Genomic DNA, 16,573 nt, shown 5'->3' with positions numbered 1-16,573 from the left:
TGAGCGCAGCGCTCAACAGGGCGCTGACCGTCACCACGTTGGGAGGAACCCCATGGAGCAGGAGCAGCCGGTCTTCAAGCCGGTGGAGGAGCCGGGCCAGCTCGCCCACCTGTCCGCCACCCACTCCAACGCCCTCGTCGAGAACCCCTTCGACGACGAGCAGGAGTAACCGGCAGACGCGGGCCCGCCCGGAGCAGCGCCCGGGCGGGCCCGTCCCGTTCCGTACGCGGCCCGTCGGGCCGCCCGCACCGTGCTCCCCACCCACCGGCCAGGAGGAATGTTGCCCCGCCCCCGACTCGCCCCCGGCGTGGACGTCTTCGACGTCCCCGGGCGGCCCACCGCGGTCCGCACACCCGACGGCGAGTTCCTGCACGTCGACGCCGAACCCGGCGCCGTTGCCCGGCTGCTGGCCGAGCTGGACGGCACCGCCGGTGCACGGCCGGGCGGCCCGGCGGCGGCGGACGAGGAGGCCCGGCGGCTGCTCACCGCCTTCGCCGACGCCGGCTACCTGGACCCGCCGGCCGTCTGGCCGGCCGAACGCGCGGGCGTCCTGCTGCTCGGCGACGCGGAGTTGACCGGGCCGCTGGCCGGCCTCCTCTCGGCCGCGGGCGCCCGGCCCCGCGCCGGTACGCCGGAGGAGGTCGCCGCGCTCGCCGCCGGACGGCTCCGGGGCGGCCCGGCGACCGGAGGCGTATCGGTGACGGCGCCCACCGCGGCCCCCGTCGCGGCTGTCGTGTGGTGCCTCGACCGGCCGGTGCCGGCCGGCCTCTGGGACGCCGCCGACCGGTTGCCCGCGCGCGGCATCGCCTGGGCCCGCTCTCACCGGGAGGGCCTGCAGGCGTGGGTCGAGCCGCTCGCCGCGGGGGCGGGGGACGTTCTCGCCCGCCATGTCCGCGCCCGCAGGCTCGCCGCCACCCCCGCGCACCGGGAGCTGGCCGCGTACTGGGGCGCCGCCTCCGCCACCGGTCCGTGCCCGGGCGGCACGGCGGCCGGTGCCGCGTTCGTCGCCGCTCTGCTCGCCACCGACTTGACGGCATGGGCGACCGCGGGCGTACGCACCGGGCGGTCTCCGGGCGGCGCCGGCCTGCCCGCCTCCCGCCGGCTGCGCCGGCTCGACCTGCGCGACCTGTCGGTCTCCGAACACCCCGTCCTGCCCGTGCCCGCCGTGGCGCCGCTGCCGACCGCACCGGAAGGCGCGCCGGGCGCGGTGCCTGCCCCGGCCCGGCCCGCCGGCCCTGCCCGGATCGCATGAGCACCACCGCCTCCGGGCCCGCGCTGTGCCATGCCGACGTGCCCGTCCCGGACGGCACGGTGCTGGCGACCGACTACTGCCTGCCCGCGGGCGCGGGGCCCTTCCCCGCCGTGCTGGTGCGCACTCCGTACGGCCGTGTCGCGCACCATGCAGAACTGCGGGCCTGGGCCCGGCACGGATTCGCCGCCGTCGCCCAGGACGTACGCGGCCGGCACGGGTCCACCGGCACCTGGCGGCCGTACCTGCACGAAGCCGCCGACGGCGCCGTCGTGTTGCGCTGGCTGCGCAGCCGTCCGTGGAGCGACGGGCGCGTCGTCGCCTGCGGCACCTCGTACGCCGCCCATGCCGCGCTCGCCACCGCGCTGGAGCCTCCGGAAGGCCACGTGGGGCCGCCGGACCCGCCGGATCCGCCCGACGCCGTCATCGCCGCCGTCCCCGCGCTCGGTCTGGCCGAGACCGCCCGCGAACGCGGCGGCGTGGAACGGCTGTACGCCCGGGCCGGCTGGTGGGCGGCGCACGGCGACCGCCGCGACAGCGACCCGGGCGCCCTCGACCGGGCGCTGGCCGCCGACCCCCGCCTCCTGGAGCACCTGCCGCTGCTCGACCTCCCGCGCCGTCTCGGCCGCCCGCTGCCCGCCTGGCCGCTGCTGTGGGACGCCGCCTCCGCCGACGTCGCCGGCCGTGCCCGCGACGCCCGGACGCCGCTGCTCGCCGTCGGCGGCACCCACGATCCCTTCGCGGCCGACACCGTACGGCTCTGGCGGGCCTGGGGCGTACGGACCGGGGCCGCGGCCCGGCTCCTCCTCGGCCCGTGGGGCCACGGCCTCACCGCACAGCCGGGCCCCGGTGCCCGCCCCGCCCACCGCATCGGACTCGGCGCCCTCTACGTGCGGTTCGCCCGCGCCGCCCTCGCGGGAAGGCTGCGTGGCCGCCGCGGCGCGGCGGGGGTCGGCGACAGCGACGCCTGGCTCGACGCCACGCGCTTTCCCTCCGCCACGGCCGTACCGCTGAACGGCGGGCCCTGGGGCATGCGGACCGTACGGGGCGCCGCCTTCACCGCCGACGTCGCCCGGCCGGTGCGCTCCGACCGCCTCGACGTGCCCACCGGCGGCGTGCCCGACCGCTGCCTGATCGTCTCCGCGCCGCTGCCTGCCGGCCTCCACCTCGCCGGGAGCGCGGAAGCCCGTATCGAGGGCACCGCGGACACGCCCACCGCCGACTGGGCCGTCCGTCTCACCGCGCTCACCGCCGACGACACGGCACACCCCCTGGCCGCCGGAGTCGCCCGCCGCGAGCACGACGGCCCCGGGCAGACCTGCCGCATCCGCGTCGAACTCGGCCCGCTCGCACGCCGGCTGGCTGCCGGCACCCGGCTGCGCGTCGAAGTCGCCGGCCACCACTTCCCCGCCCACGCCCGCAATCCGCACACCGGCCAGGACCCCGTACGCGCCACCGCTCTGCGCCCGTCCCGGCGGACCGTCGTCACCGCGGGCTGCCGCCTGCTGCTGCCCGTACTCGGCGCATCCGCCGCCGCTGCCCGTTCCGTCGACCCGGCCGAGGAGACAACCCGGTGAACCCGCCGCTGCCGCTGGACGCACTCGTCGACCCGGTCTGCGGCCTGGTCCGCTCCGTCGCCCCCGTACCGCATCCGCCCGGCACCCCCGCCCGCTACACGGCGATGACCGCCGACGTCTCCGACGCCCGCCGCCTCGGCGCCTGGCCCGCCGACCGCGTCGCGCTCGGCACCACGTTCGGCGACCCGGACGGCGCCCGCGTCGCCGCCGTCGCCGAGGCCGTCGAGCGCTACTGCGGCAACCGCGTCCCCCCGGCCGGCGAGCCCGGTGCCCCCCTGCGTACCACCGCCGCCCGCCTCGTCGCCGAAGGCCGGGCACTTCTCACCCCCGGCGAACTCCCGTCGTACGCGGACTGGCAGTACGGCCGGCCCCGCTTCCCCTACCGGCCGCTCACACCGGCCACCGAGACGCTGTGGGCCCGCGGGCGCGAACGGCTGCCCGGCGGCGGGGAACGCGACTGCTGGGCGCCGGTGGCGCTCACCCACCTCAACTGGCGCCAGGGCGAACTGACCGGCCTGCCCCGCACCCACCACCTCAACTACGCCGGCATCGCCACCGGCCGGGGACGGGCGGACGCCGCCGAGCGCGCGCTGCTCGAAGTCGTCGAACGCGATGCCCTCGAACTGTGGTGGCATCTCGGCGGCCCGGCCCGCGGCATCGACCTGGCCACGGTCCCGGGCCTCGCCGCGGACCTGGAGGGCTCGCCGCTGCGGGCCTGGGTGGTGGAGATGCCGGGCGACTTCGCCCCCGCCATGGCCGCCCTCGTCCACGATGCCGAACGCGGCCTGTACGCGGCCGGGTTCGCCTGCCGCCACGACCCGGCAGAGGCCGCCCGCAAAGCCGTCCTGGAGGCCGTCCACACCTGGGTCTTCACCCAGGGACTCACCGAACCGGACGGCTGGGTCTTCCGCGCGATCGAGGCCGGCATGCTCGCCCGCGGGCTCTACCTCGACCACCGCACCGACCGCCGCTACCTCGACGACGCAGGCGAGGACTTCGCCCGCGTACGTGACCTCGGCGCGCACGTCCAGGTGTGGCTGGACGACCGGCTCGCCCCGCTGGCACGGCGGTTCACCGACCCCGCGGAGACCGTCCCGATCGGCGCCGTCGCCCCCGGCTCTCCCGGGCTGCTGCACCGGCGCCTCGCCGAGGGCGGACACCGCGTGGTGACCTTCGACCTGACCACGCCCGACGTGGCGGAGACGGCGCTGCGCGTGACCCGTGTCCTGGTCACGGGCCTGGTGCCGAACGCGCCCGCCGCCTTCGCGTACTACGGCTGCCCGCGGTTCGCGGACGCCGCCGTGGCCCGCGGCTGGCGCACCGAACCCCCGGCGGGACCGGCCGACTTCACGCTCGCCCCGCCCCCGCACATGTGAGGAAACCGGATGACCACCTCTTCCACCGCCCGGGCAGGCGCCCCCGGCGCGGGCGGCCCGGAACCGGAGCCGGCGGAACAAGGCCCCGGGGTACGGCCGGACGCCGCCGGAACACGTGCGAACGCCCGGCTCGTCGCCGCCGCCCTCGCCGACGCCCGCTCCGGCCGCCCCGTCGAGCCCGACACCCCTTCCGGTCCCGCCCGGCAGCGCTGGCGGGAGCCCGCCCGCCGCGTGCCCGCTGCCGGAGCGGGGGACGTCGACCTCGACACCGTGCTCACCCTGTCCCTCGCCGCGGGCAAGCCGGCCCGCGCCGGGACCTCCGGCGGCAACGCCGCTCCCGCGCACGGCACTCCGGGCGCGGCCACCGCCGGCCTCCACACCGGCCGCGCGGCCGCCAGGCCGCGTGCCGCCGCCTCGGCCGGAGGCCGCTACCCGGTCCGCGCCCACCTGCTCGTCGGCCCCGGCTGCCCGCTCCCGCCGGGGCGCTACGCGTACGACCCGCTGACCCATCGGGTCCACCGCCGCGGTCCGGCTCCCGGCAACGCCGCCCGGGGCGTCGTCGCCGTCCTCACGGTGGCCGCGCAGCGCACCGTCTCCCACTACGGCCACCGGGCCTGGCCGTTGCTGCTGCTGGACACCGGCCATGCCGCCGCCGCGCTCGCGCTGGCATCGGTGGGCACGGGTCACGCGGCGCGGGTGTGCCTGGACGCGGACGGGGCGCTGCTGGCCGCGGCGGCGGGCCTGCCCCCGCCCGGGAGCTGGCGGGACCTGTGGCCCGGTACGTCGCCGGAACACCCGCTCGCCGCCGTCCACATCCGCCCCGGAGCGGCGGGACCGGGGACATCCGGCATCCCGCCCGCGGCGGCGGAAACCGGCACGTACGACGCGCCGCCAGGGCCTGCCGGGGCCCCGGACGGCGACGTGTGTCCGCTCGCCGCGTGGGCTGCGGTTCGGCTCCCGGCGCCACCCGGGGCCGGGCCGGCGGCGGGCAGTCCGGTCGGCCGCCGTACCGCGGCCGTACTGGGCGCGCTCACCCGCGCCCCTCATGCAGGGGACCGGCCGGCCTGGTGGCGGGCCCGTCCGCCGTGGCAGGGCGGTCGCGTCGAACCGCCCTGCGCGCAGGGCGCCTTGCCGGCCGCCCTTCGACGCCGGCGCAGCGCGTTCCCGCCGCTCGCCGGAGAGCCGGAACGGACCGCGCTGGCCGCCGTGCTGCACGCGGCCGCGGCCGCCTGCCCCTCCGGGCCCGCCTGGTGTGCCGCGGTCGGCGGCCGGAACCCGGGCCTGCTGGCCCCGGCCGGCGGCGCCGGAACGGGCGTCGTCTCCCCCGCGGCGGGCGACCGCGACCACACGGACCGGAACCTCGGCGACCGGCGCCCGGACAGCCACGGTGCGGGCGGGGATGAAGCCTTGCTTGTGCCCGGCCGCGCCGGCCCCGGTTCGCGCCCGGACCGCCCCGAGGAGCCGGGCGGCCATGCCGTACGGGAGGAAGCGCGCCCGTACGAGGGCGCCGCGCCCGCCCCGCCGTTGCGTCTGATGGCCCGCGGCGAGGCGCGCCCCGCGCTCGCCGCCTGGGCGGCCGGGCAGGGCTGGCTCGCCGGTGCCGGGGCCGTTCTTCTCGCCCGTAGCGCCCCGGGCGACGCATCGCCCGCCGGTGTGCGCGCCGTGCACCTGGCCGCCGGGTACGCGGCCGCCTCCGCCGAAGTGACCGCGGCCGCACTCGGGTTGCGCAGCCGGCCCGTCGGCTCCTGGCAGCGGGCGGACCTGGGCGCGGCGCTCGGCGACGCCCGGGGCGAGCGGTGGGTCGTCCACGGCCTCGCACTGGCCGCGCCCGAGGACGCCGCGCAGGTGGGGCGCAAAGGTCCCGTACCGGCCTCACCCGCGCAGGCAGCGGCGGGCACCTCAGCCACTCCCGATCCGAACACCGCAGGGAACGAACGCCGATGATGCTCCACCCCGAGCTGCTGCGCGCCGCCCGTACCGCCCCCGGCCCGCTGTCGGGCGCCACCGCGCTGCTCGCCGCCGTCACCGCCGCCCACGTCGCGCAGGCCGCGCTCCTGGCGGCGGCGCTCGCCGACATCGCCTGCGGCAGGGACGACCGGCTGCCGGCCCTGCTCGGCGCGGTCGTCGCCGTCGTCGCGCTGCGCGCGCTGCTGACCTGGCGGCAGCGGATCGCCGCGGCGGACGCCGGGGCCAGGATCCGGCTGCGGCTCCGCGACGAGCTGGTCGCGCGACTCGGGCGGCTCGGCCCCGCCCACCGGTCCGCCGCACGGGCCGGGGCGCTGCGCGCCACCGTGGTGGACGGCGTGGAGGGTGTCAACGCCTACCTCTCCCGCTACCTGCCCCAGCTCGCCGTCGTCGGCCTGGCCACCCCCGCGCTGCTGGTCTGGGTGGCCGTCCTGAACCCCGCCGCGGCAGCCGTACTCACCGCCGCCGTCGCGCTGGCCCTGCTCGCCCCGCGGCTGTGGGACCGTGCGCTGGCGGGCCGCGGCAAGGAGCACTGGGACACCTACGAGCACCTGGCCGCCGACTACCTGGAGGCGCTGCAGCACATGCCGGCGCTGCGCGCCGCGGGGGCGGTGGGCAGCAAGCGCGCCGCGCTGGAAGAACGGTCCGGGCAGGTGCACCGGGCCACGGTCGCCAAGCTCCGCGTCTCCCTGGTGGACACCGCGCTCACCGACCTGGCCATCCAGGCGGGCACGCTCGCCGCCGTCCTGCTGGCCTGCACCTCCGCCGCCACCGGTGCCGCCGCCGGGGGTGAGACGTACCTGCTGCTGATGCTCACCTCCGAGTGCTTCCGGCCGCTGCGCGACCTGTCGCGCGAGTGGCACGCCGGCTACCTCGGCGTCTCCGCCGCCGACGGCATCGCCGCCCTGCGCACCGCCCGGCCCGCCACACCCGACAACGGGACACTGCACCCGGCCTGGACGTCGGCGCCTGCCCTGACCTTCGCCGACGTGACGTTCACCTACCCCGGCGCCGCCCGGCCTGCCGTGGACGGGGTCACCTTCACCTGCGAGGCCGGGCGCACCACCGCCTTGGTCGGCCCGTCGGGGGCGGGCAAGACCACCCTGCTCGCACTGCTGCAACGGCAGCACGACCCCGACACCGGCGCCGTGCTGCTGGACGGCACCGACATCCGCGACCTGGCACTGGACGCGCTGCGCCGCGGTATCGCCGTCGTCTCGCAGGACACGTACCTCTTCCACGCCTCCGTCGCGGACAACCTGCGCCTGGCCCGTCCCGGCGCGAGCGACGACGAACTGGCCGCCGCGTGCCGCGACGCGGGCGTCCACGACGAGATCGCGACGCTGCCCGGGGGGTACGCCACCGTGCTCGGCGAGCGCGGCGCGACCCTCTCCGGCGGCCAGCGCCAGCGGCTCGCCCTGGCGCGCGCACTGCTCGCGGACGCACCCGTGCTGATCCTGGACGAGGCCACCAGCGCCGTCGACGAGGCCCGCGAGAGCCTCATCACCGAGGCCCTGCGGCAGGCCACGCAGGGCCGCACCTGCCTGGTCGTCGCCCACCGGCTCGCCGCGGTACGGCACGCCGACCGCGTCGTCGTGCTCGACCACGGCCGTCTGGACGCGGTCGGCGACCACCGCAGCCTGGCCGGGGCCGGGGGCACGTACGCCGAACTCGTCGCCGCCGACCTGCGGTCCTGACCGGAACGGGAGAAAGAAACCATGACGCCCCAGCCGGCGACGGACACCCGGTCGACCCACACCGCACCCCCGCACAGCCGCCCGCCGGCGCCCGCGCGGGGGGCGCTGCGCCGCCTGCTGCCCGCCCTGCGCCCGCACCGGGCCATGGCGGCGCGTACCGCCGTCGCCTGCCTGGCCGACCAGACCTGCCTCGTCGTGCTCGTCACCTGGCTCGCGTACGCCACCGGGCGCGCCGTCATCGACGGCACCGGCCCGGACGGCGCCACCATCGGCGCCCTCACCGCGCTCGTGCTGCTGCGCGCGTTCGCCACCTGGCGGCAGATGGACCTCTCCCACGACCTCGCCTACCGCGTCCTGGCCCGGCTCCGTGTCCGTGTCTACGACGGACTGGCCCGCAGCGCCCCCGCCCGGATCGCGGGGCGCCGCAGCGGGGACCTGGCCGCCACCGCCATGAACGACATCGAGGCCCTGGAGTTCTTCTACGCCCACACCATCGCCCAACTCCTCGCCTCCGCCGTGGTCTTCGCCGCGGGGGCGGCCGTACTCGGCCTCCTCGACCCCTGGCTGCTGATCGCCGCACTCGCCGCCGCGGCGGCACTCCTGGCGCACTCGCTCCTCGGAACCGCGGGCCGCACGGCGCGCGGGGAGATCACCAGGGCCGCGACCGCGCGGCTCTCCGCCGACGCCGTGGACACCGTCGACGGTCTGCGCGAACTCCTGGCCCACGGCGCCCTGGACCGGCGGCGCGCGGAGCTCACCGCGAGCGGGCGCCGGCTCACCGACGCCCAGCGCGCCGAGGCCGGGCACGAGGGCGCCTTCGCCGCCGTCCAGGACATGCTGGTCGTCCTCGCCCTCGTCGGCGTCCTCGCGGCCGGAGCCGCCACCACCGGCGACGGCCGGCTGCACGGCGCGTGGGCACCCGCCGCCCTGGCCCTCGCCCTGTCCGTGCTCTCTCCCGTGGCCGCCGCCGCCGACGCCCTGCGCCAGGCCGGCACCCTGCGCGCCGCGGCGGCCCGCGTCCACGCCGCCACCTCCGCCCCCGCGGGCGCCCCACCGCCGACGCACCCCCGGCCGCTGCCGCCCGGCCCGCTCGGCGTGCGACTGCGGAACGTCCACGTCGACTACGGCGCCGGGCCCGTCCTGCGCGGTGTGGACCTGACCGTGCCGGCCGGCTGCACGCTCGCCCTGGTCGGCGCCTCCGGCGCGGGCAAGACCAGCACGGCCCACCTGCTGGCCCGCTTCTGGGATCCCCGCTCGGGCACCGTCGAACTCCTCCCCGCCGACGGCGGCGACCCCGTCGACGTACGCCACCTGCCGGACCGGCACCTGCGCGACGCCGTCGCCCTCGTCGGCCAGGACACCGCGCTCTTCCACGGCACACTGCGCGACAACCTCCACCTCGCCGCACCCGCCGCCGACGAGAACCAGCTCGAACGAGTCCTGCGCCAAAGCGGCGTCGACCGCATCGCCGCCACCCTGCCCGACGGACTCGACAGCATCGTCGGCGAACGCGGCGCCACCCTCTCCGGCGGCCAGCGCGCCCGCGTCGCGCTCGCCCGCGCCCTGCTGGCCGACCCCAGGATCCTCGTCCTCGACGAGGCCACCGCGCATGTCGACACCGCGGGCGACGCCGAACTCGCCTCCGCCCTGGCCGCCGCGTCCACGAACCGCACCACCATCGTCATCGCCCACCGCCCCGCCACCATCCGCCGCGCCGACCGCATCGCCGTCTTGGAGAACGGCCAGGTGGCCGAAGAGGGCACCTGGCATGAACTGACCCAGCGGGAAGGGCCACTCACCCGGATCCTCGAAGCCCCGGCCGCACCGGCCGGCGACACCGCATGACCGGAGCACCACGGTCCACAGCACAGCTTCCGAGACGCTGCGTCAGGGCTCGCGGCATGCGCCAGGTGTATTGATCACGGTTGATCGTCTTCCACCTTTCCCTTGCAGGCGGCACGACGGCGGGCCCTGGGAAGCACACGCTCCCGGGAGCCCGTTCGTCTGCAAGCCCCCCGGCCCGGCGCCGCGGGCCGGTCGGGGGGCGCGGGTTCGGCGCCGGAGGCCCGGGTCACCGGGGCCGTCGTCGTCGCTCCCGGAGTCGCCCCCGCATCCTGCGATCAGACCCAGTACCGCCGCGGCCCCCGACCTCACCCCGATGAGGCGACGTCGAGCAAGAGGACCCTCCGGGGCGGGCTTGACACATAACTTAGTTAATTAGCACACTGCCTATGTGCTTGACGTCGAGGTGCTGAAGGCGCTGGGAAGCGAGAAGCGTCTGGCGATCATGGAGTGGCTGCGGGATCCCACCGCGCACTTTCCGCCACAGCGTGACGGCGACCTCGTCGAGGACGGAGTCTGCTCGGTGTTCATCGCCGACAAGCTCGGCGTGAGCCAGCCCACCGCGAGCGTGCACCTCAAGCTGCTCACCGGAACGGGTCTGCTGCGCGCCAAGAAGGTCAAGCAGTGGACCTTCTACCGCCGCGACGAGCAGCGCATCGCCGAGGTCAAGCGGATGTTCGACGAAGGATGGTAAGAGTGCCCCAGCAGTACGCAGCCACCTCGCAAGACGCTCAGGGCGCCGACCCTGCGGACAGTTCCGGCACGGATGCCTACGTGCGGCTCGTCTCGCTCCTCGACGCGCACGGCGCCCGGTACCGCGTCATCGACCACGTCCCCGAGGGACGCACCGAGGTGGTCAGCCGGCACCGCGGCCACCCCGTGGCCCACGCGGCGAAGTGCCTCGTCGTCATGGTGAAGACCGGCAAGCGCACCAGGCGGTACTTCCTCGCCGTCGTCCCCGGCGATGCCAGGGTCGACCTGGAGGGGCTGAAGGACCTCGCTGACGGCACGTACGTGTCCTTCGCGTCGGCGGAGAAGGCCGAGGCTCTCTCGGGCAGCGTCAGCGGCACCATCCTGCCGTTCAGCTTCGATCCGGATCTCGAACTCGTCGTCGACCCACGGCTCTTGGAGCATCCCGAGATCTTCTTCAACGCCGCACGGCTGGATCGCTCCCTGGCGCTGAACACCCAGGACTACCAGGATCATCTGCGCCGCATCGGCGCGCGGATCCGTCCGATCACCGCCGGGGAAGCCTGAGCGATCGCATCACCGACGAGCGAGAGGTTCGACAGATGACCTGGACCGCCCCGAAGCCCGGCCTCACACACACCTCCCGACTGCTGGTCGACGACGACCTGACGGTTCCTGCGGTATCGGACGCGCTGCCGGGCTTCGCCGGCATGCCCCGCGTCTTCGCGACGGCGTATCTCGTCGCCTTCGTGGAGAACACCTGCATCGAGGCGGTCGCTTCGCTGCTCCCGGAGGGGAGCAAGACGGTGGGCACTCATGTGGACCTCAGCCACAGCGCGGCGACCCCGGTCGGCATGGAGGTCACCGCATTCGTCGAACTGGTCGAGGCGGAAGGGCGGCGACTGCGCTTCGCCGTCGAATGCCGGGACGCCCAGGACGTCATCAGCAGCGGACACCACGAGCGGCACGTCATCGACGCGTCGAAGTTCGATGACCGCATGGCCGCCAAGGCGGCCGCGGCCCGCTGATGCCGGCGGGGACGGGCTCCGGACTCGGGGCGTCAGCGGAGGACCACTCGCCCCCGCCCGCGCCGATGTCCGCATCGGTGACTGCTGCCCCCACCCGCCGGCGACCGGACGGGGCAAACGTTGCCTGATACGGCACTGGAATCGGCGGTGACCGCGCATCGAAGCGAAGGCCATCGCTTGCCGATCGGAGTTGGTGATCCTCGCCGTCCGCCCCCAGGACCGTGTCGAGGCCCTCGCCGGGCTCCGGGTCGGCGACGACAGGGTCGTGGTCAGCGTCATGACCGGTGTCGCCATCAGCGAGCTGCGCCGCATGCTGGGCACCGATGCCCCCATGGTGCGCGCCATCCCGTTGCCCTCTGCGCGCGAGCGCCGGTCCGTCACCGTGACCTGCCCCTCCCACCCTGCTGTGGACGACCTCTTCGGCGGCCTCGGTGGGACGCTCCCCGTCGCGGACGAGGCGACCCTCAACGTTTTTCAGGCTCTGACGGCCACGCTGACCACCCATTACCGGTACCTGGCCACGCTCTCCGACTGGGCCACCCGTCAGGGCATTCCTCCCGAGGGCGCGGACCGCTACCTCCGTGGTCTCTTCCAGGGCGTCGGGCGTGCGCTGGGCGACGACACGCGCTCGTTGCAGCAGCTCGCGAGCGACCACGAGACACCGAGAGGGCTCAACGAGCGCCTTCGCACCACGTGGTTCGACGCGGCCAATGCCGAGGCCCTGGCCCGGGCGCTCGACGCGCTCCTCGCAGACCTCGGGTAGGCACGTCGGCACAGGGCCCGCGCACCCCCTGCCCGTCCAGGCGAACGCGCGCTCGGGCAGGTGGTCCGGCTGCCGGCGGCGGCCCCGGGGGACCATCATGTGGTGGCGCTGTCCCGCCGTGAGCCGGAACTGCCGGGCGCCGACACGGCGTACGCGGACGCCGCGGGGCCGGTGATGTCGTGGTGTATGCCGGTAGGGGCAACGAGATGGCCGCCCGCCCGCCCCCGTCCGCGCACTTGGTGCTTCACCCTGCCGGCGTCCGGTCGGCGGCGAAGACGTACAGATACGGGAAGTGCGGCCGCAGCGTCCCCGCCGACGCCGCCCGGGCCAGGGCCAGGGCGCCGTCGGCGGAGTTACCTCGCGGCGGGGTGAAGCGGGCGTCGGGGAGCAGGGTGCGCACGGTGTCGCGGAAGGGCTCCATGAGCAGGTCGGCGGCGTCGAAGAGGCGGCCGCCCCAGGAGAAGACCGGGTCGAGCCCGGTGGCGGCGGCTACCGCGGACTGGCCGAGATGGCGGCCGGCCTCGGTCCAGATCCGGGCGGCGACCGGGTCCCCGGCGCGTGCCGCGTCGCCGACCGACGGGGCGAACGAGGCGAGGTGGTGCGCCGCCGCGTTCCCCTCGTAGATGAGGGCGACGAGGTCCAGGGGGTGGCCGAAGCGGGCCGTCATGCGCTCCAGCAGGGCGGTCGACCCTCCGGGCCGGCCGTCGTGCGCGCGCAGCGCCGCGTGGAGGCCCTTCCGGCCGATCCAGGCGCCGCCGCCGTGGTCACCGAGCAGGTGGCCCCAGCCGTCGGTCTGGTTCCAGACGCCGTCGAGGTCGGTGCCGAGTGTGATGATGCCGGTGCCGGCGGCGATGACGACGCCCGGCTCGAACCCGAGGGCGCCGACGTGCGTGGTCACCGCGTCGCCCGCGACGACGAGCGCGCCGAGGCCGAACCGCCCGCGCAGCGTGTGCCAGAGCTCGCCGGGGTCGCCGACCAGGCCAGGCAGCCCGGTGATGCCGACGGCCATGCCCGCGAGCCGGTCCACGGGCGGCCCGGGGTGCGCCGCGCTCCCGACGAGGCCGGTGATCCGTACGGCGAGTTGGTCGAGGTCGACCCGGCCGTTCTTCCGGGGTACGGGCGCCACGTCCTCCCCGTACGAGCGCCCGCCGCCGGACTCGATCCGTACTCTGATCCCGCCGCCGCCGACGTCGACGCCCGCGAAGCCCGCTGCGCTCATCGGGTGTTCCCGTTCAGCGCGGCGACGGCCGCCCGAACGCCGGGGTGGTCGGCGAGCGCGGCCTGCGCCTGCCCCGCCGGGCAGCCGGTGAGCAGCCGTACGAGGGCCTCCGGCAGCCGGCCGTCGGCCTCGGCCAGCGCGGATCGGCAGGTCGCCTCGTCCTCGTCGGTGGCCGCGACGAGCAGGGCGACGGCGCGATCGCGGAGCTTGGCGTTGGTGGCGACGAGGCCGACCATGAGGTTGCCGTACGTACGCCCCGACTTGATCATCAGCGCGGTCGAGAACGAGTTGAGGATCACCTTGGTGGCCGTGCCCGCCTTGAGCCGGGTGGAGCCGGTCAGCGCCTCGGGTCCGGTGTCGGCGACGACGCCGATGTCGGCCGGATCGAGCAGCGAAGCCTGGGGGTTGCAGGTGACCAGCACCGTGAGCGCGCCCGCGGCGCGGGCGGCGCGCAGTGCGCCGGCGACGTAGGGGGTGGAGCCGGAGGCCGTGATGCCGATCGCCACGTCGGCCTCACGGAGCGCGGCGGCGTCGGCGGCGCCCAGCGCCTCGGCGTCCTCGCGGTCGACCGAGGAGTCGGCGAGGGCGGCGGGGCCGCCGGGGAAGTGGGCGGTGAACAGCTCGCGCGGCGCGCCGAACGTGGGGGTGATCTCGGTGGCATCGAGCACGGCGAGGCGTCCCGAGGCGCCGGCGCCGAAGTAGTGGACGGTCCCGCCGCGTCCGAGCCGCAGGTGCGTCTCGTCGACGGCCCGGGCGAGTTGGGCGGTGGCCGGGCCGACGGAGGTGACGGCCCGGGCGTCCTCGTCGTGCAGCCGCCGCAGCACGTCGCGGGTCGGCAGGCTGTCGATGTCGGCGGTGCGCGGGTTGCGGCGCTCCGTGGGCGGTACGGCCGGGGTCATCGTGCTCCTCGTCGGTCGTGGGCGTGGTTGTCGTCGGTCGGCGGCTGGGCGAGTGCGTCGGCCTGGTTCGCGTACGCGGTGAACAGCCGGCGGGACTCGGCGGCGAGGTCGCCGAGGTCCGCGGGCGGGGGTGCCGGTCCTTCGCGGAGGAACTGCTCGGCGCGGTACCGCAGTTCGTCCTGCAGCTCGCGCTCGGCGGCTGCGCCGCCGGGCTCGGCGAGAGCCCGGTCGAGGCCGCGCGCCCACAGCGCCCAGCGGTCGCGGTAGTAGCCGCCGACGAGCCCGCTCCAGTGCCGGCCTGCGTAGTCGTCGAGAGTCCCGCCGGCCGCGGCGCCCCACACCGTGACGATGCGGCGGGCGTTGTCCCGCAGCACGTCGGCGTCGGCGGGCCCCGCGGCCCAGGCCAGCGCCTTGGACTCCCAGTGCCGGAAGGTGTATTCGGGCCGGCAGGCGAGCATCCGGTCCAGGTCGTCGAAGACGCGCAGGAACCGGTCGAGGTGCGGTCCGCTGCCGGCGCCACGGTGGACGGACTCCGCCACGGCGTCGAGGTGGTACCGGTCGGCGACCCGGGCCACGAACGCGATGCCCGTCTCGACGAGGTCGTGCCCCAGTGGTCCCGCGGTCAGCCCGGGGTCGCGCTCGGCGGCCTCGACGAGCCGCTCCCAGGCCGCCGCCAGCGCGGCCGGCTCGTACCAGAGGGTGCGGGCGACGTCGGCGCGCAGTTCCGGCAGTCCGCCGTGCACGGGCGCGTACGACGGCCTGGCGGTGAGGATGCCGTTGTACTGCTCGGGGAAGATCCGCAGGCCCCGGGCGTCGTAGACGGTGTCCAGCAGGCCCCGCCAGGCGGTCCGCAGGGTGCCGGTGTCGCCGCGCCCGCCGTAGCGCCGGTCCACGAAGTCGTCGAGCCAGGGGCCGACATCGGAGGTTCGGTGCCAGAGCTGGTCGGCGGTCAGCTCGAAGAAGACGGGGTTGTTGCGGGTGGCCTCCATGGCCAGGCCGAGTCCCGCGGGCGGGTGCGGCGCCGCCAGCGCGGCGTCCACCGCGGCGGGCACCCCGCGCAGGTCGGCGACCGGGTCGGTCCGGCCGCCGAAGCTGAGCAGCGCGCACCACAGCCAGGGCTTGCCGGAGAACCCGTCGAGGCGTTCCCACTGCGGGTCGTACTCGGCCCACAGGTCGGCCACGACCATCCGGTCGTCGGGGATGGCGTCGAGGAAGGCGGCGACGCGGTCGCGGGTCCAGAAGTCCCGCTGGTACGAGAATGGCCAGGCCTGCATGATCCAGACCGCGTCCGGGTCGGCGGCGCGCAACCCGGCGAGCGTCGCGTCCGCCACGGCGCCGGGGAAGGCGGGGTCGGCGTCGACGGGGGTCATCTCGATGAAGGGATCGGCCGCGTACCGGTGGTCCGTGCCGTACAACTCGGCCTGTGCGCAGGCGGCTTCGGTGCACAGCCTGGTGTACAGCGGGTCGGCCGGGTCGAGCACCCAGGTGTCGAACCCCTGCCAGCCGCGGCGGTGGGCGCGGGCCGAGGCGGCGATCGCCCGCGGGACGTGCCCGGTGAAGGCGGGCAGCACGGGCGTCATGCCGAAGGCGCGCTCGCGGTCGAGGATGCGGGCGCCGAGGTCGCGGTGGCGGGTGATCCAGGAGGCGGGCAGCGGTCCCGCGAAGCCGTCGAGGCAGCCCATGTACTGGAACGGCAGGTAGCCGGGCCCGCCGAGGAAGTCGCGGATCGCACGGTCGTCGAGGCCGGTGCGGGAGTAGGCGGCGTACAGCGCGGCCTCGTGGCCGGTGACGGCGAGCGGCATGGTGATGCCGTGGAGCGCCATCCAGTCGATCTCGCGCTCCCAGTCCGGCCAGTCCCAGTAGGGCATCGTGTAGCTGAACGTGCAGAAGTTGAGGTAGTAGCCGTCCTGCACACGCGCCTCGCCGCACCGTCGCGGGCTGTCCGGGAGGGACGTGACGGGCAGTGGCAGCTCGGTGTCCCAGCCGACGGTCAGGCGGCAGCGGTCCCGCAGGTAGTGGTGAAGCCCGACGGACGCGCTCACCCCGTCCGTCGCGGAGACGGTGAGCACGCCGCCGGCAGCTTCATAGGCATAGCTCCGCAATTCCCGGCCTAGTGGCGCGAAATGGACCGCATCGGCCGCCTGTGAGCCGAGGACCCGCTCGGCGAGGCCGCGGACGGCCACCGTCCACTCCGGCGTCTCCCGCTCCCCGTCTCCGGTCGGCATCGCAACGTCAACCCCTTGATGAATTAGTTACGTACGGATCGTA

At 76.2% G+C, this 16,573-nt stretch carries 14 protein-coding genes; 11 read left to right on the top strand and 3 right to left on the bottom strand.

Annotated elements, in window-relative coordinates; all coding sequences use genetic code 11:
• The first annotated feature begins 52 nt into the window (after positions 1 to 52).
• The 11 genes from amiA to DMB38_RS30980 all read left to right on the top strand — a co-directional run bounded on the left by amiA (position 53) and on the right by DMB38_RS30980 (position 12,187).
• Positions 53 to 169, top strand: coding sequence for a streptamidine family RiPP (gene amiA, locus DMB38_RS37290; protein WP_240662558.1), 117 nt, complete (start codon positions 53 to 55; stop codon positions 167 to 169).
• 111 nt (positions 170 to 280) lie between these two features.
• Entirely contained in the window at positions 281 to 1,252 is a 972-nt protein-coding gene (locus tag DMB38_RS31025; RefSeq protein WP_125939394.1) for a hypothetical protein, read from the top strand.
• A complete protein-coding gene (locus tag DMB38_RS31020) occupies positions 1,249 to 2,826 on the top strand; it encodes a CocE/NonD family hydrolase (protein WP_125937922.1) in 1,578 nt (525 codons plus the stop codon). Before DMB38_RS31025 ends, DMB38_RS31020 begins: the two co-directional genes overlap by 4 nt.
• Positions 2,823 to 4,202 (top strand): YcaO-like family protein, encoded by a 1,380-nt coding sequence (locus DMB38_RS31015; RefSeq protein WP_125937921.1) that lies wholly within the window; start codon positions 2,823 to 2,825, stop codon positions 4,200 to 4,202. Before DMB38_RS31020 ends, DMB38_RS31015 begins: the two co-directional genes overlap by 4 nt.
• 9 nt (positions 4,203 to 4,211) lie before the next feature.
• Entirely contained in the window at positions 4,212 to 6,146 is a 1,935-nt protein-coding gene (locus DMB38_RS31010; protein WP_125937920.1) for a hypothetical protein, read from the top strand.
• Complete coding sequence (locus DMB38_RS31005) at positions 6,143 to 7,864, top strand: ABC transporter ATP-binding protein (RefSeq protein ID WP_125937919.1); 1,722 nt, start codon at positions 6,143 to 6,145, stop codon at positions 7,862 to 7,864. The genes DMB38_RS31010 and DMB38_RS31005 overlap by 4 nt, the downstream gene beginning before the upstream one ends.
• A gap of 21 nt (positions 7,865 to 7,885) precedes the next feature.
• The gene (locus DMB38_RS31000) at positions 7,886 to 9,709 is read left to right on the top strand and encodes an ABC transporter ATP-binding protein (protein ID WP_125937918.1); all 1,824 of its coding nucleotides are present in this window, start codon (positions 7,886 to 7,888) and stop codon (positions 9,707 to 9,709) included.
• A 442-nt stretch (positions 9,710 to 10,151) separates the two neighbouring features.
• Entirely contained in the window at positions 10,152 to 10,400 is a 249-nt protein-coding gene (locus DMB38_RS30995; RefSeq protein ID WP_240662784.1) for a helix-turn-helix transcriptional regulator, read from the top strand.
• Positions 10,401 to 10,480: 80 nt separating this feature from the next.
• Positions 10,481 to 10,963, top strand: a complete 483-nt coding sequence (locus DMB38_RS30990) for a YbaK/EbsC family protein (protein WP_240662783.1) — start codon at positions 10,481 to 10,483, stop codon at positions 10,961 to 10,963.
• A gap of 35 nt (positions 10,964 to 10,998) precedes the next feature.
• Positions 10,999 to 11,424, top strand: a complete 426-nt coding sequence (locus tag DMB38_RS30985) for a thioesterase family protein (RefSeq protein ID WP_125937915.1) — start codon at positions 10,999 to 11,001, stop codon at positions 11,422 to 11,424.
• 193 nt (positions 11,425 to 11,617) lie between these two features.
• Complete coding sequence (locus DMB38_RS30980) at positions 11,618 to 12,187, top strand: pyrroline-5-carboxylate reductase (RefSeq protein WP_206337772.1); 570 nt, start codon at positions 11,618 to 11,620, stop codon at positions 12,185 to 12,187.
• 244 nt (positions 12,188 to 12,431) lie between these two features.
• Here DMB38_RS30980 and DMB38_RS30975 read toward each other — a convergent pair whose 3' ends face one another.
• Genes DMB38_RS30975 through DMB38_RS30965 form a run of 3 tightly spaced genes read right to left on the bottom strand, consistent with a single transcriptional unit; the run spans position 12,432 to position 16,530 of the window.
• Positions 12,432 to 13,406 carry a BadF/BadG/BcrA/BcrD ATPase family protein gene (locus DMB38_RS30975; RefSeq protein WP_125937914.1) on the bottom strand — a complete coding sequence of 325 codons (975 nt, stop codon included), beginning with the start codon at positions 13,404 to 13,406 and terminating at the stop codon, positions 12,432 to 12,434.
• Positions 13,403 to 14,305, bottom strand: coding sequence for an N-acetylmuramic acid 6-phosphate etherase (locus DMB38_RS30970; protein ID WP_125937913.1), 903 nt, complete (start codon positions 14,303 to 14,305; stop codon positions 13,403 to 13,405). The genes DMB38_RS30975 and DMB38_RS30970 overlap by 4 nt, the downstream gene beginning before the upstream one ends.
• Positions 14,302 to 16,530: an alpha-N-acetylglucosaminidase gene (locus tag DMB38_RS30965; protein ID WP_125937912.1), complete on the bottom strand. Its 2,229-nt coding sequence runs from the start codon at positions 16,528 to 16,530 to the stop codon at positions 14,302 to 14,304. The genes DMB38_RS30970 and DMB38_RS30965 overlap by 4 nt, the downstream gene beginning before the upstream one ends.
• Between the last annotated feature and the right edge of the window lie 43 nt (positions 16,531 to 16,573).

The organism is Streptomyces sp. WAC 06738, assembly GCF_003945505.1.
In the GTDB taxonomy this organism is placed as follows: Bacteria; Actinomycetota; Actinomycetes; order Streptomycetales; family Streptomycetaceae; genus Streptomyces.
The sequence above is the reverse complement of the archived record's forward strand: the minus strand, read 5'-3'. Positions and strand labels throughout refer to the sequence as shown.